The 15,282-nt window shown below is 53.8% G+C and carries 14 protein-coding genes and 1 tRNA gene; 5 read left to right on the forward strand and 10 right to left on the reverse strand.

The features are described 5' to 3' along the window. Positions 1-59: 59 nt before the first annotated feature. The 4 genes from IFT59_RS07540 to IFT59_RS07555 form a co-directional block, all read right to left on the reverse strand. Positions 60-1,091 (reverse strand): DNA polymerase III subunit delta', encoded by a 1,032-nt coding sequence (locus IFT59_RS07540; RefSeq protein WP_192086523.1) that lies wholly within the window; start codon positions 1,089-1,091, stop codon positions 60-62. Then, complete coding sequence (tmk, locus tag IFT59_RS07545; RefSeq protein WP_192086524.1) at positions 1,088-1,768, reverse strand: dTMP kinase; 681 nt, start codon at positions 1,766-1,768, stop codon at positions 1,088-1,090. The genes IFT59_RS07540 and tmk overlap by 4 nt, the downstream gene beginning before the upstream one ends. A 63-nt stretch (positions 1,769-1,831) precedes the next feature. Then, complete coding sequence (locus tag IFT59_RS07550) at positions 1,832-2,998, reverse strand: D-alanyl-D-alanine carboxypeptidase family protein (protein ID WP_192086525.1); 1,167 nt, start codon at positions 2,996-2,998, stop codon at positions 1,832-1,834. A 158-nt stretch (positions 2,999-3,156) separates the two neighbouring features. After that, positions 3,157-4,245: a septal ring lytic transglycosylase RlpA family protein gene (locus IFT59_RS07555; protein ID WP_192086526.1), complete on the reverse strand. Its 1,089-nt coding sequence runs from the start codon at positions 4,243-4,245 to the stop codon at positions 3,157-3,159. A gap of 372 nt (positions 4,246-4,617) precedes the next feature. On the opposite strand from IFT59_RS07555, the gene IFT59_RS07560 reads away from it, so the two are divergent. Both IFT59_RS07560 and IFT59_RS07565 read left to right on the forward strand, forming a co-directional pair. After that, positions 4,618-4,704, forward strand: a tRNA-Ser gene (locus tag IFT59_RS07560). 376 nt (positions 4,705-5,080) lie between these two features. Further along, entirely contained in the window at positions 5,081-6,391 is a 1,311-nt protein-coding gene (locus tag IFT59_RS07565) for a DUF6538 domain-containing protein (protein ID WP_192086527.1), read from the forward strand. Between the two features lie 603 nt (positions 6,392-6,994). On the opposite strand, the gene IFT59_RS07570 is transcribed toward IFT59_RS07565, so the two are convergent. Beyond that, positions 6,995-7,219 (reverse strand): hypothetical protein, encoded by a 225-nt coding sequence (locus IFT59_RS07570; RefSeq protein ID WP_192086528.1) that lies wholly within the window; start codon positions 7,217-7,219, stop codon positions 6,995-6,997. A gap of 479 nt (positions 7,220-7,698) precedes the next feature. On the opposite strand from IFT59_RS07570, the gene IFT59_RS07575 reads away from it, so the two are divergent. Beyond that, positions 7,699-8,223, forward strand: a complete 525-nt coding sequence (locus IFT59_RS07575) for a hypothetical protein (protein WP_192086529.1) — start codon at positions 7,699-7,701, stop codon at positions 8,221-8,223. Positions 8,224-8,283: 60 nt separating this feature from the next. Continuing rightward, positions 8,284-8,673, forward strand: a complete 390-nt coding sequence (locus IFT59_RS07580) for a hypothetical protein (protein WP_192086530.1) — start codon at positions 8,284-8,286, stop codon at positions 8,671-8,673. A gap of 34 nt (positions 8,674-8,707) precedes the next feature. Here the strand turns inward: IFT59_RS07580 and IFT59_RS07585 are convergent, their stop codons facing one another. From IFT59_RS07585 to IFT59_RS07600, 4 genes are all read right to left on the reverse strand, one after another. After that, positions 8,708-8,947: a hypothetical protein gene (locus tag IFT59_RS07585; RefSeq protein ID WP_192086531.1), complete on the reverse strand. Its 240-nt coding sequence runs from the start codon at positions 8,945-8,947 to the stop codon at positions 8,708-8,710. Beyond that, positions 8,944-9,765: a hypothetical protein gene (locus IFT59_RS07590; RefSeq protein ID WP_192086532.1), complete on the reverse strand. Its 822-nt coding sequence runs from the start codon at positions 9,763-9,765 to the stop codon at positions 8,944-8,946. Before IFT59_RS07590 ends, IFT59_RS07585 begins: the two co-directional genes overlap by 4 nt. A 331-nt stretch (positions 9,766-10,096) precedes the next feature. Next, positions 10,097-10,774 (reverse strand): GIY-YIG nuclease family protein, encoded by a 678-nt coding sequence (locus tag IFT59_RS07595; RefSeq protein WP_192086533.1) that lies wholly within the window; start codon positions 10,772-10,774, stop codon positions 10,097-10,099. Between the two features lie 291 nt (positions 10,775-11,065). Beyond that, positions 11,066-12,490: a hypothetical protein gene (locus IFT59_RS07600; protein WP_192086534.1), complete on the reverse strand. Its 1,425-nt coding sequence runs from the start codon at positions 12,488-12,490 to the stop codon at positions 11,066-11,068. A gap of 1,226 nt (positions 12,491-13,716) precedes the next feature. On the opposite strand from IFT59_RS07600, the gene IFT59_RS07605 reads away from it, so the two are divergent. Beyond that, positions 13,717-14,313 (forward strand): GIY-YIG nuclease family protein, encoded by a 597-nt coding sequence (locus IFT59_RS07605; protein WP_192086535.1) that lies wholly within the window; start codon positions 13,717-13,719, stop codon positions 14,311-14,313. A 471-nt stretch (positions 14,314-14,784) separates the two neighbouring features. On the opposite strand, the gene IFT59_RS07610 is transcribed toward IFT59_RS07605, so the two are convergent. Then, positions 14,785-15,225 (reverse strand): hypothetical protein, encoded by a 441-nt coding sequence (locus IFT59_RS07610; RefSeq protein ID WP_192086536.1) that lies wholly within the window; start codon positions 15,223-15,225, stop codon positions 14,785-14,787. Positions 15,226-15,282: the final 57 nt, after the last annotated feature.

Below are 15,282 nucleotides of genomic sequence, written 5' to 3' on the forward strand. Positions count from 1 at the left end.
CTTAGCGCATGTTGCAGACAAGCGAAACCCAAACTTCCCGCCATGGTCCGGATCGACGATCAGGCAAGCCTGGCGGTCTCGAGAATGGACATCAGCGTCTGCTTGCGATCGAGGTTATAGGCCTGGGCGATCTTCAACTTCTCGGTCATGTCGGAAACAAGCTTTGCCCTTCGGTCCGCGGTGGCGAGATCGCCTGACAATGCGGCCTCCCTCGCCCGTTTGACGAGATGGTCGGACAGATGCTCGAGAAAGAAGCCGAAGATGACGTCGCTGTCCTTGCCGGAGAGAACGTCGGCGAGCCGGTGCATCGCCTTGCGCGCGGCCGGTCCGTCGGCGGAGACGGCATCGTCGAATGCCGAGATGATATCGGCGCCGCCGTAATTCAAAAGTTTCAGTGCCTGCGCGACGCTTCCCTTGGATTGAGTCAGCACCATCTCCTCGGTCTTGCCGCCATCGAGTGGGCTGCCGAGGGTTGCGAGCGCGCTTGCAAGATCCGTATCACTGAGCGATGACAGCCTGAGCGGCTGGCATCTGGACCGGATGGTCGGCAAGAGCCGTCCGGGGGCATGCGACAGGACGAGGAAAAGCGCACGCCGCGGCGGTTCTTCGAGGATCTTGAGGATCGCGTTGGCTGCGTTGCGGTTGAGGTCGTCGGCCGCATCGATAATGACGATGCGCCAGTTTCCGGTCCCGGATGTCTGGGAAAAGAAGTGCCCGGCTTTCCGCACTTCGTCGACGGTGATGGCCGTCTTCATCTTTCCGGTCTTGTCGTCGACCGGTCGAGAGAGATGCAGAAGATTGTGCGAGGCGCCCGAGGCGATCTGGCGGCTGACGGCGCTGTCTGGATCCGGATCGGCAATGTGATCAGGCGCGCTTTCCGGTTCCGGATGGGAGAGGACATGATTGGCGAAACGGAAGGCCAGCGTCGCCTTGCCGATCCCTTCCGGCCCCTCGATCAGGATGGCGTGATGGCCCTTGCCCGTTTTGTAGCTGGCACTCAGAAAATCCTCCGCGGCACGATGGCCGAACAGGTGCGGATTTCTGGCGGGCGAAATGGCGCCGTCCAGAATATGCGGATCCTGGTCGCTCATTCCGATGAACCCGTGACGCCGGCCTGATCAGCGCCGAGGCTCAAAGCCATGGGCTCGATCAGCGCTGCAATCTCCTTGGCGATGATCTCCTCGTCGCGGTCGGCATCGATGACGTGACAGCGGCCGGGATCGGCGGTGGCAATCGCGAGATAAGCCTGGCGGCGCGTTTCGTGGGTCTCGATCTCTTCCCGCTCGAAACGGTCGGGGGCTTCGTCCGGCGCGCGTTTGCGGGCACGGCCAAGGCCGATTTCGGCGGGCAGATCGAGGATCACGGTACAATCCGGTTTGACGCCGTCGATCGCGACACGCTGCAATGCCTCGATGAGATCGGACTCCAGATTGCCGGTGGCGCCCTGGTAGACGCGGGAGGAATCGATGAAGCGGTCGCAGAGAACGATTGCGCCGCTTGCGAGCGCCGGCCGGATGACCTCCTCGACGTGGTCGTTGCGGGCAGCCGCAAACAGGACCGCTTCGAGCCTGGTCCCGAACTCCTGCGCTGCACCCGAAAGCAGGACGTGGCGAACCGCTTCGGCGCCCGGCGAACCGCCCGGCTCCCGCGTCATCAGAACGTCGTATCCCCGCCTGCGCAGGAGATCGGCAAGCCTGCGGATCTGGGTGGATTTCCCCGCCCCTTCCCCGCCTTCGAATGTCACGAATAGCCCGGATTGTTGTGTCACACCTAGTTCCGTATTGCGCCTGTCAGACGGTTCATAGCCGATATCCACGCGTCACGGAACATGTCAAAGCCAGAAGAACATCAGTTCCAGAGCCGCATCGGTCGCCTTGTTGAAGAGTGTCCCGTCTTCGATGGCATCCGCCGTCATCAGCGGCACTTCCCGGACCAGACGGTCTCCGGATGAGATCTGCAGAACGCCGATTTCCTGCCCTTTCGTGACGGGTGCACGGAGCGGCCAGCGGTAGACGATCCGACCCGAAAGGCGATCGGGGCTATTGGTCGGCAGGTAGAGATCGACCGGCTCCTGCGCGACGAGATCGACGTGGCGGCTGGTGCCGCCATAGACGCTTGCCTGACCGATCACCTCGCCTTGCGCGAAGATCACCTTGGTCTGAAACGAGGAGAGCCCCCACTCCATCACCCGGCGCGCCTCTTCCACCCGTTCCTTGTCACTGGCAAGTCCCCCCATGGCGAGGAAAAGCCGCGTTCCTTCGCGCTGTGCGGAAGCGACGAACGAGAAACCTGCGCCTTCCGCATAGCCGGCTCCAAGCCCGTCTATGCCGAGATTGAGCGCGAGCAGCGGGTTTTTGTTGCGCTGAAAGATCTTGTTCCAGGTGAAGTCCGGCTGGGCGTAGAGCGGGTAGTATTGCGGATATGTCTTCTGAAGGTGCCGCGCGAGTTCCACCATGTCACGGGTGGTGGTCCGGCTTTCGGCAGACGGAAGGCCCGTGGAATTGCCGAATGCAGAGCGCGTAAGCCCCAGATCCTTGGCGCGCGCGTTCATGCGCGTCGCGAATTCGGCCTCGGAGCGGGACAGTCCTTCTGCCAGAATGATGCAGGCGTCGTTGGCATTCTGGATGATCACGCCCCGGATCAGGTCGTCGACCTTCATCTGCGATTTCAGCGCCGCAAACATGGTCGTGGTGCCCGATGGCGCGCCACCGGTGCGCCAGGCAAACTCGGTTACGGGATAGCTGGTTTCGGGTGTGATCTCGCCGCGCTGGAGCGCGCTGAACACCACTTCCATGGTCATCAGCTTGGCGAGCGAGGCTGCCGGAAGAGACTGGTTTTCGTTTGCCGAAAGCAGCACCGTGCCGGTCTTTTCCTCGACCATATAGACCTGTCTGGCCTTGGTCGCGAAGGCTGGTGCGGCGTCCTGCGCAGACACGGTCTGTGTCGCGGAAAAGGCTGCCGTGACGCACAGGCAGGCCGAAAACAGAAAGCGTCGCATCATGCCCCCAGAAACGTTTCGACCTATGCCTACAGCATCGATCCGCGAACCGGAATCAATTTTCGGAGATAGGATGCTTTGCGGAAGACAGCGCGAACAACGCGCTGCCGATCGGGACGTCAGACGCGTCGCCTCAGGGTCGGGCCGTGCCGGGCCGCTTAGTCCTGCAGCAGGACGTTGCCGAACATGACCTGCTGCTTGTGGCCCTTAGGCGGCTCGACATAGGCAGTTTCGGAGGTCCAGGCCTGCTGCGCCCGATTTGCGACCGGGCGGATCTGCTGTTCTGCCCGCGCCGGAGCGACTGGCTGAACGTAACGCTGCTGGCTTGCAACCTGCTGCTGAGCCGGAGCTGCGATCGCCTTCTGGGTCGGAGCCTGAACTGGTGCCGGCTTTGGCGCAACTGCCGCGACCTGTCGCTGCGGTGCCTGGGCACGAACCGTCTCAGCCGTCGAACGCTCGACCGGGCGCGGCGACGCCGCATACTGCTCGGCCCGCTGGAAGCCCCTCTTCGAGGATGCGTTGCTCTGCGCACGGCTCGGATAGGCGGCAGGCGTCGGTACGGACGAACCGAAGCTCTGCATCTGGTCACGCAATGGCTGGTTCGACGCGACCATCACGCCGCTCGAACTCTGACCGCCACCCGGATTGAAGGACGGCAGTCGATCGCCCTTGCGGATGTAGGACGCCATCAGGAACGGAGTATCTTCGCCGTCCATGCGTGCGCGGCCGACATACTGGACATTGACCTTGGCAGTGCCCGAACGCTTCATATCGAGGAGCTCGGCCGTCTTGCTGGACACGTCGAGGATGCGGCCGGCGTGATACGGGCCGCGGTCGTTGACGCGCACGATGACCGACGAGCCGTTTTCGACATTGGTGACGCGGGCATAGCTTGGCAGCGGAAACGTCGGATGGGCTGCCGTGAGGCTGGCCGAATCATAGACCTCACCATTGGCGGTATAACGGCCGTGGAAGGCCGAACCATACCACGATGCGAGACCACTCTTGTTATACTGCGGATCTTCCTTGGGAACGTAGGTCTTGCCCCTCACCTGGTAAGGCTGGCCGACCATAAAGCGTCCGCCGCCTTTCGGCACCGGCTGTCCGTCCTTGACGACGCGCGGACTGGCTTTGACGCCATATTCCTTCTCGGAGAAGTATTCCTTGCTGCGCACCTGCTTCTGCGCAGGTTCATGCGTCGGCTTTGTCGTGGCACAGGATGCCATCGCCGCGAAAACCACCGTCATGCCAAGCCACTTCGCACTTAGCGAAACAATACCGCCACTCAAACGCAAAACCTGTCCGCCCCATAATTTCTTGCCACAACGAGCGCTTGAGCCTCGAAGATCGATTCGTCGTTCCGATCAATGAACCAAGCGAGACCCGTCCGGCCCCGTCTTTGATGGATGCCTAGATTTGCTTTTTTCGTGGCTAAAATGCGAACGAAAACTGTTGAGTAATTAAAATTGTATCCAGTATGGTTAACGGATACTAAAAGTAATACTCTATTAATACTTTGATTGCCGCCTTCTCCCGCAAAGACTAGGGTACCAGTGCAGCAATCGAAGCGCATCTCCAGTTGACGACGGCAGTTCTGCGATTATAAAGCCTGACAGCGAGGAAGAGTGTCCGAGTGGTTTAAGGAACCGGTCTTGAAAACCGGCGTGCGGGAGACCGTACCGTGGGTTCGAATCCCACCTCTTCCGCCGCCATGCTATTGTTTTCATTGAAAAATAAGCCTTATTGGCCATTCTGCTACATCGCTTGCTACATCGAGCGACCGTTGTGCCGTGCCGATTCCCGCTGGTCCCGGTCAAAGTACAAAATACCCTGTTTCGCGAAATTTGAAGCAAAATGGAATTCGAAATCAATTCGAATTAAGCATCTATCAATCGCTTGTAGCATTGATATTGACAAGCACGTTGCGTCTGGCTTATATTCACCACTTGCGCGCCATGGATGCGGGTTTTCCACTCCGGTTTCAGCGCGACCAATCTTAAGACACTTAATCATTTTGACCGCAATCCGATGTTGATCATCAGATTTTGCCTTCGGTCGCAATTTCTATTGACGGATATGACTATGGACCCGAATTACATCGTTGAACGCGCTTCCGGCTACCACTTCCGAATCGCCGTCCCCCCAAATCTCCGGGCTAAACTGGGAAAGCGGGAGGTTTGGCGGTCGTTGAAAACTAAAGACCGGAAGACTGCTCGGTTCGCTGTTGCTCCACTCTATGAGAAATGGTCGCATATCTTCGCGACGGGAATTATTCCGGACGAAATCGAGATTGTTCCCGAAACCATCACCGACAACGCAAAGCGTTCTGGCCTGACTTATCGATCTGATGAAGACTACCTGTATGCCCCAATCGAGAAATCGATCGAAGCGATATTTGAACTCAAGTCAGCGACGAGTGGGACAGGGCGGCGTAACAAACTCGAAACGGCAACCCATGGCGGAGTTGTCGCCGCGCCCGGTATGACGATGACCCAAGCTCTTGAGCGATACAAAGAGCTTAGCCCAGACAAGTTCATGGCGTACTCTGACGAACGGGACCGCTACAAACGATGGCGTCCGTTCGTACAAGCTGCTCAAGCCTTCACGGATGTCATGGGGAAAGTTGACGTGTTGAAGCTGAAGCCGAAAGATTGCTTCATCTTCAAGAACGCCCTTGTTGAACAAGTTCGGGCTGGCAAGCTTAAGGTTGAAACCGCTCGCAAGAAAATCATGTGGCTTCGCTTAATCCATACGAAGGTTCTCGAATGCGATGCCCCGGAACTACTCCCCTGCCCTTGGGACCGGATTACAATCGACAGCAACGGCGCTGAGAAGGGCAAGCGAAAGCCGTTCACTGAAAATGAGATCAGGATTGTCCGGGACAAACTTATCAACAGTGAAGCCAGCAAGCAGGTAATCGCGCTCAACCTCATTTCGATGAATACCGGTGCGACATGTAAGGAACTGACTCACCTCGATAGCTCAGACATATTTCTCGATGCTCCGGTCCCATACATCGCCGTGCGCCCCAACGCTCACCGCAATCGCGTAAAAGGAAACGGTAGCAGAATCCGTGAGATTCCGCTGATCGGTTTGGCACTCGACGAAATGAAAAAGTTTCCGGACGGCTTTGACGAATTCCGAAAAAACAACGGTTCCGAAGAACTATCCCGTATCTCCAACGTACTAATCAAGTCAGCGGTGAAGGATCGCACATTCTACAGCTACCGCCACACAATGGCCGACAGGCTTCGACAAAGCGGCTGTAACGACACTCTCAAAGACGCCTTGCTTGGCCATACGACCAAGGGGTTCTCCATGTACTACGGAGTTGGCTACACACTCCAAAACAAGCTTGAGGCACTACAGAAAGCGTTGCCTGAAGACGCGTGAACACGCGATATCTCTAACCAGTAACTTATGACTGCGCGACGGCGAAAGCCACTTTTATATGATGAAAAGGTCATATTCCAAAACTCGGAATATGCGAAATGCCCGACACTAATGCCTTTGAGGAACTTGTACTCAACCCGAAAGCCAGAGCAGAGTTCTTCGCGTTCTACGATGAACTTATAGCGGACTGTAAACGGTACGGTTTCACGAAAGCCGCCCTCACCCATGCCAAAAACCGAAAGCGGATTTGGGATGAGGTGACACTACTCGATTGATGCGGTTTAGCCGGAACCAGATGACCAGATCCGCGTTCTGGCAGGAGCAGACACCGTTGGCTCTCCGGTTGTGCGGTGTCTGCTACTTGGTGATGGAAAAAAAGCTCGTGCGGTGGTGGCTCCTTCCGCACGAGCTTTTGTCGTTGGCCCCCACAGAGCGTGGACAGCCTTCCCAACGTCCGGTTCCGTACAGACAAATTTCCATGACGCTGGATCGGGAACTGCCGTGCCCTGTTCAGGTTAGACGATTGCTGCCGTAGTTGAGCTTAGCGACGGCACCTTCGACGCCCATGCGAGCAGCCCCCAACACTGTTCGCGTGGGCGTTTTCTATTTGGTTGTGGACGTTGTTATCGCTTTCAGCAGCGAGATACGATTACCATTCATAATCTCGATCACTTGTTGAGCTTCCAACGAATACAGCCCGTTCACGATCGAGTCCTGATCGAACCAGGCGTCGATGAGCGGTTCCCCTATCGAAAATATGTTCACTGGCTCACCCGGCTTGGCATCGAGCTTGCGAAGGCAATCGCGGATCGCTTCAATTGCGTCCAATGCTCACTCCCGGACAAACTTTGGCCGCCAACCCCTCGCCGCTCCGTAAGAAATGAACGTCGATGCTATCAGTAGCTGTTGATGTAGGAAGCACGCGTCGGCAATGACGTCCCTTAGCGCGGCGACAGCATCGCCTTCGTGCGCTGCCAACACGGCTTCGGCAAGATCGATCGCAATGTCATTGGGGGTTGCGGCGTGGATAATTGCTGACATTGCGGCACCTGATCTCGTTGATGAACGTTCTCGTTGTGTTCTCATCAGGAACGGGAGTCAATAAGGTGGCGATTGAATGACGGGCTTCTTGCTTGGCGATCCCCAACTTCGCATATTCAGTTAACCCACATCCTGATGGAGACAAAGGCGTTCGAGGATGGCTTCTGCGGCAAGACCAGCCCTCTATGCTTGCTCTGTAAGTGCGGCTGTATCAATATCACCCACGACAGGTAGGCACGATCCAGTCCAACACTCAGGGGGTTCGAGTGAAAGTTTCCGCATTCGCATTAGTCTTGCTAACAATTCCGTTTCAAGCGAAAGCTCAGGATTCGGCAATATTTGACAGAAACGGCAGTTTCACTAATTCTTACGTTTGTGAAACGACAGTCTTGAACAAAGTGGCGTCCGATACCTCGACTAAAAAATGGAACGGGTCCATCAGCCAAGAGAAGAGATCGTACAATATCGATGTGGTTTCTGCCTACAGCGACAACGAAAAGCATAACGCGAAGGCGACACAATATCAGCTAAAACGATTGGCAAAAGGCAAAGAGATCAGCCTGTGCTTTCAGCGCGACCATGCCTCATTTCATGCCTCTGGAGATGTCGTCATCACAATTAGCGGCACACTTGAATGCGAGATGGATGGAGACAGAGGCGCTACCGATAGGTGGTCATTCCACTTCGAAACTGGTCGGTTTCTTCGTGTAAGATCGGAAGGCTACGTCAACGGAGAAGACGGTTACGTGCCGGGACCGGAAATGGAACTTGGCACATGTAGGCCTCAATAGTTGGTGACAAGCTCGCGGCTAACACAAAGCCCGTCGATGACTTACGCCACTAAATAGCCGATGTTCGCACAAATCAATCTCTACCTCATGATCGGGCTTGCCATTATCTGTCTGCTTCTTGGAGGCGGCTGGTACTGGCAATCTGGTCGTGATGCCGCGACAATCGACACCCTGAAGGGCAACAATACCAAGCTCGCGCTGTCGGTCGAACTAAACGAGCGGACTATCCAACAGATGGTCAAAGACACGCAAGTTCTTGCCGCCGCCAACAAGACCCTTACCACTCGAATCGTTACGACCGAAATGGAATTCGTTGACGAATGGGCTGCTATCAACGCGCTTGATCTGGAGAGTGATGAGGCTGTTGCCGATGTCACCGGGCTTGAAGCCACGGTCAACAGCAACTTCGCGAATTCGGTCAATGAACTGAGATCGGCCACCAGCCGGTAAAGAAAAACCCGCCGAAGCGGGTCTCTTACGGTGATCATTTGGCGTGCTGCGGTCGGCCAAGGTCGTAAAAGTAATGGTCTACGCTCGCCAGATGTACGATTTTTTCTGCCTGGGATGCGTATTCCATGGCATCTTCCAATGTCAGAAACCGTTGTTCCGCCACCACCGCACCGTCAGCGCGACAAATGGTAACGACGAACCCCATCAAAGTTTCAGGCTTAAATTCCTCATAGTCGGCGTGGACAAATGCTGTTGTCGCAAGATCGCTCATCATGCTGCGACACCAAAGCCAGCAGGATTTGGCGTCAAACGCAGAACGGGTCTGCTTTCTTCAAGATAGTCATCGACGCTTGATGACTGCCAGACGGTCTCAGCATGGAAGAAGGCGAACGATCGGGCTTCCTCTAATGTCGTGAAGTGGCGCTGCTCGCTATCAACCCGCACATAAAAGCTCTTCAACGTCTGAGGGTTTCCTTGGATGTAATCCGCGAAGATTGCTACCTTCGGGTATGGTTCGTCGCGATGAATGAACTTCTCGATATTCTCTTCCCAACCAAACTGACAACAGTTATCGCAGGCAGCGTCATAAGCCTTGTTAGCAAGCCGAATGTATCGATCACACCGCCGCTTCATTTTAGCGAGTACGGGTCCTTCAGCCAGTTTGTGGAAATCGGTCATCTGAACCGCGTATTCTACCATTTCATTCAACGAGTCAGACGCTTTCTCTGCGGCTCTCCACGCTACCAGCACCGGTCGATCAACGCTGTCGCCACAATGGAATTTCCCTTCTAAATGGGAAAGGACGCGGCGGTAAAAAACACCTGAAATACAACGCCTGAATTCGTCGTCGTATATTGCGTCAAAGATAAGTTGATCGATCTTCTCGATGAGACCTTCAACACCGTCGCAGAAGTCCGGGTCGAAATCATTCCAGTTCAGCAAGAACTGTCGTTCTTTCCCATCCGCTTCACATTCTTCAATCCATGGTCCGCAATTAACGGGATCGAGAACACCCGCTTTCAAGGCGTCATGTGTTCTGAATGCTGTCCCTAAAAAATCCCAAACGGGTGCGGTCTGCTGCTTCGCTCGCATCAGTATAACTCTCCATATTATCGCTACGTTAGTCTATCTTCGCATCTCACGCCGTGTCGATGTGACCGCTGCTTGACAGTGATGTCGATATACATACCGCAAACGAAGTTGCCAACATAAAATTTTCTTCGTTGCGAACTCCGAAGTAAAATCGAAATGATTTTAAGTTTTCTACTTCCGTCTTTACTCTCATCAGGACGGTATAAAATTCGCTCGTACCGATAAAGAAACTTGGTGAGAGATATTTGCCATCGTCCATGCTTCGCGATTGCTGTCGAAGCTTCTAAAATCGGCCGGCGAAAAAATGTTTCCGAGACCGACAAATACGCACTCATGCTGGGTCGAAACCGAACCCCATCGCGCGTGGGGTCATACCGATCACGCTTTCACCGAACGACTGGAGATAGGCGCACCGCTTATAAGAGTGGATTGTGAACTCGGTGTCTGGCTTCTGGCACCAACGGCGGAGTGTCACGAAATGTAAAACATCGCCCATGGCAGATGCGGCCAAGGGAGCACTCGCGAAACTTCCGTTTGGTGTGATGAAATAACCGGAGAAAGATCCATTCTGCTCCGGGCGACGGTTCCGGATTTTCTCGATGGTGGCGGCATCATGCCGTTTACCGGTGTGAGACTTGCTTAGCTTGCGACGTGTCTCAGCCGTCTTCGGCGGTCCACCGCCTGTCGCCTTCTTGGCGAGATTGTATCGCGACTGTGGGGCTGTCTGGTCTATGTAACGCTGCTCGACCTTCCGGAGGTCTTGGTTTGCGACTGCTTGGATCAATTCGAACTCAAAAGACTCGGCACCATATTGGTCGAAGTCTGCCTGAAGCAGATAATTCTTATGCCGCTGAGAACGCATCTGCCAGAAGTGGGACGCCTTGCGGTTGGAAACGTCCTTACCACTGCCATAGTAGGTTTTCCCGGTGATGTGGTTGTGGATGGCGTAAACGCCGCTGATTGGAGATGGCATTCCTTTCTCTGGGTTAGGGGGAAGACTGTCGCTCATGGGCGGTCTTCGTGTTGGTGATTAGTGGGTTGGGTTGTTTGGGTTAGAGAAGCGTGGATGGCTTTGTGATGCCCAGAAGGCTTGCGCAGATCTCTGATGCGCGTCGATCGTGGCAGAAGAGTCTTATCGGCTCATCATCCTTGGCACGTCGCAACCCTTTATCGAGAGCTTCAGCGTAGTAGCTCCGTTCAAGATCTTCGCGGGATAAGTTCGCGAACGTGTTCCACATAGCTAAATCGTTTTGGTCTGAGTGAAATTGTTCGATGACTATGATCATTGGATCTGTTCTCTTCAAAATGATGCGTTGATTTCGGTGATACGTTTCTTCTTGCGCTGCTCCGCCTTACGAAGTCGCTCTTTCTCCCGGCGCTCTTCGATCGATAGAACAGCCGCCTTGGGACCACGCTTTTTGGGCGCACCGTCAACAGTCTCAAGTCCGATGTTCAGCACGGTTGGCGTGGCGCATCCGATTTTTTCCTGAAGGAAAAGTGCGGAACCAAGGTCGCTAACGAATATCAGGATTGGTTCTTCCGCATCTTTCGATCGAATGCTGACTCGGCCAATGAACTGGTAGATTCGCTCCCAACTTGTCGCGGTCTTTACCTGATCCGGGCGCACGCCAAAGACCCGATCCAGAAAGCCAAACGTGTCGGGGTGTTCATTCAGTGCCGCCATGTGGACGGCAACGTTGATGCCTTTGAACGCGTTTGAGCCCCTCGGATCTGGTGAAAGTCGAACCGCGTTTGGGATCGACCAGCGATGGCGCTCACCGCGTTTTTCGTTGTTCATACAGAAGATTGAGGCTTGGCCAGCGATCAGCGGTGCGGCAGCGTCTGAACAAGCATCGTAATAGGTCTGTCGTCCAGCTCCAGCCAGAAGCGTCGATGAGTGATCCTTCTCGTGAAAGGCGTATATGCGGACGAGATCAGCCTTGCTTCGAATGTCGTGATAATTCGCGACGATCTCGGGATGTGGGACAAAATCGACAATATCGCGCAAAAGCAGGAACAGGAGGCTGTCTTTGACATTAGCGCCGATAAAAGTCACAGACCGATAGTGAGCAAATCGCGTAGGCATTGTGATCGCATGAAGTGCCAGCCAACCGCGTAATTCCCACTTGAAGTTTTGGAGGTCTTTGCGATTAACAAGTACCGCAAAGTCAGGATCAGATAGACGAGCGAATACCCTCTTGATGCTCTCATCAGCACCGCGAAGCATCTTATCCTGCCAGCCGTCTTCCGCCGCATCCATCACCTTCTTAGTCCTACGAAGACGGACGAATTCGCTATCACTATCATCGATTGGCTCAAGAAATTCAGCTACCATTTTTTGAAGAATTGGAAGACCGTCGATCTGTACCCGTTCGTAGACTGAGGTGATTTCGTCATTGAAAAGATCGCGGGAGTCGGTGTGATCCTTACAGTTCGCGGCGACTTCTTGATTGACGATGAGGATCGGGAATTTTGCCGCGCAACCCTCTTTGTAACGCTTCGAAGAACTTTCGATTTCAGCGTCTTCATTCTCAGTGTCGGGGCGGAAGATTGCTTTTGCTGATAGCCAATGCTCACTCAAATCTGCTTCATATTGGACAGAGAGAGCGTTGGTCTGTGTCCCGATTGTTGTCGGGTTCTGCGTGGTCTTGAGGTACTGAACAAGGGCGTGCGACTTGCCTGAGCCGATTGGGGCGTCCACGTAATAGAAGGTTGGCTTCGTCATTATTCCTTTCTGCTTTTGAGTTCTACAAACGAAAATGGTCTTCAGCGACCGGTCGCAATTGCGCTGAAGACCTTTGACGTTTCGTTTTTGTCAGAAAGGAGAAAGCGGAACCAAACCGATAGATGACCTCTGGAATGAAGCCATGCGACCGGTTTCGATTCCTATGAGACTATGTAGGGATTTTGAATTTCTGGGAGACGTATAAAGTAGCAGATACAGTGACATAACGCAAGCGTTTAATTCAACGTTGTCCCTTCGCGCCACCCAATATGTCCCAATAGTTTCCCTATAGGTATAAGGGAATTAGACGGGACACTTTTCATATGACTCCATGGATCGGTAATGAAATCTCATATCAAAAACCATTGGCTTCTGATGGCTACGAGTGAGCTTGCGAACGAGAAGACAGCAGGTAACAAGCGTAGCGAAGTTACCCATTCAATCACATGAGATTCGATAGACGACATGGTTACATGGGATTCAAATGAATCTGGTGTCGATCAATCTCTCTGTGGAAATCCAATGATCATAAACCATTACCAATGAAATCCATAGGATCTAACCGACAAGAAGGGTTCAACCAGTCCCTACCAATTCACTCGCCAAGAGGCTCGCGAATATGTCCTGCTACGCAGTCCATATCTCGTGGTAATATCAAGTTTCATAATGGATAGAATTATCACCACTATCCGATGGCTATCCTGAAGGTAACTGCTGACCCTGTAGCGACCTGTTGAACCCTGCCGGATTCAATTCACACCAATGGATACGACTGCCAATCTCTGCGATCCGCTGTTTGGATCTGGATGGCGCGACGGGACAAAACCACACCGAACAGAGTGATCCCGTACCGAACCGTATTTCCAGGGTCTGAAGTGGTGCCCGTCGTCAACCGACCATCCGAAATTTCGTCAATCTGAAGTTTGAAAAAGGCTTGATTCTCAGGGGGTCTGAGAGGCTATAAATTCGTTTTATCGCGAGATGCGGCAATCGTACCTGTCGCTGAAATATAAATGCTCTCAGATTGATTAAATCAAAAAGCCCGGCGATCTCATCTGGAGCTTTGCCAACGCACCATAAATACCAGCAGAACGAAAGCCGGTAGCATGGCAGTTCTATAGCCATTACAACATCGGTTTCTCGTTCGATCTCCTAAGCATAACTGAGACTCAGAAGCCCTTTGCTACCGGCGCTTCTGGGTCTTTTTCATTTTAGAGGTAGCAAACATGAAAGTCGAAATCGAATCGAAACTGAAAGGTCAGGGCGGCGTCTACGAACTCCGGCATATTGGAACCGGGACCGCTTATGTCGGAAGCACTAAAGACCTCGCGTCTCGTAAAGCGGATCATTACACCAAACTCGCCAAGGGAAAGCATTCCAACCATCGCATCCAGCGAGATTACGACCTCTGCCCGTGTGGCAATACAGAGTTTGCTTTCACAGTCCTGAGCTTCATTGAGGACAGAGGCGATAGATTTACCGCTGAACAAGAAATGATCGACACCGGAACGTTCACCTATAACATATCGAAGAAAGCACAGGGTGGTGGCAACACTGTCGGAGCGATGCGGAAAGAAGTCAGGCGTTATATCACACCGTGGGGTGAATTCCGCACCATTGCGGCGGCATGCGAAGCTGGACATATGAAAACTACTACGCTCAGCAAGATCATGGAAAATTTAGATAGGAAGGTGGACCGTAAAACTTTTCGTCGCATTGCTTACCTTCGGGCACACTATACAGTTGATGCTCTCAACCGAACGTGGAGACGTCTTGGCTTCGGATTCACCCGCGACCAAACAGCGTCCGAAGAAATTTTCTGATATCTCAATATTATGAGAAGCCGATATCAACGGTGTGACGCAAAGCCTGACCGGGTGCTGTTGTCTCTCACGACACCCGGTCAGGTGCCATGGCAGAGGCGGTCTACCAAGGCAGTCACCGGCGTATCAAACAATGATTAAGATGTTGCTGTGGCATCAACCGACAATGGTCTGATGCCAGCCAGCAGGACAAGGCTGTGATCGGATACCTTGCCATGCTGTAACTGGAGGGCGGAAGTAGGGTCTTCCACTGCCGGTCATAGCCAGTCCGGAACGCGGGAGCAAGGTGATTGGGTTCAGACAGTGAATCAAGGGTAGCGAGTAGACTGCCATCACTCCACATGACGACAGCCTGCTCAAGCCAGTGCGCAAACATCCCTAAATGCGCGAAGGTTGTATGCCATGCGGATGGTTAAGCAAGAGTTTTTGGTAAATGAAGCCGTGGCAACAAGTCAGCACCACGTCATAAGATCACTCACTTTCATTGCGCGATTGTAAGCTCGGACGGCGTACGGCCCACGAGGTAAACATGGCAACAAGCCATAAGCCGAATATAACGCCGTACCAGCGATCTCCGGCCTGAGTGAAGTAGACCGCTATCACGAGAAGCCCAACAACGGCGGTACCAACAGCAGCCGCGATGATTCTTTCCGGTTTGGTAGGTTCTGGTCGCGGCTGAAGACCAAATTTTTCGGCAATCCTTTTTGCCGCCCATTCGCCAAACTTCGCCGCTCGTTCATCACCTCTTCGAGCTTCAGTCCCAGTGAGGCGCCTGATCATAATGGCGATACAAAGTGCGAATGGAACAGCATAGACGACCTCCACTGGAGTGGCCGTCTTGACCAATACGAATGGAATGACAAAAACCGAAAGGACAACGAGTACGGCTAAAGCCAAGATTAGGCGGATCATCAAGCTGCTCCAAACAAGCGAAGACCATTCCATCTTGCCTCGCTCTTCACTGTCGGT

It is taken from the genome of Rhizobium sp. CFBP 8752, assembly GCF_014842035.1.
GTDB classification, from domain to species: domain Bacteria; phylum Pseudomonadota; class Alphaproteobacteria; order Rhizobiales; family Rhizobiaceae; genus Neorhizobium; species Neorhizobium soli.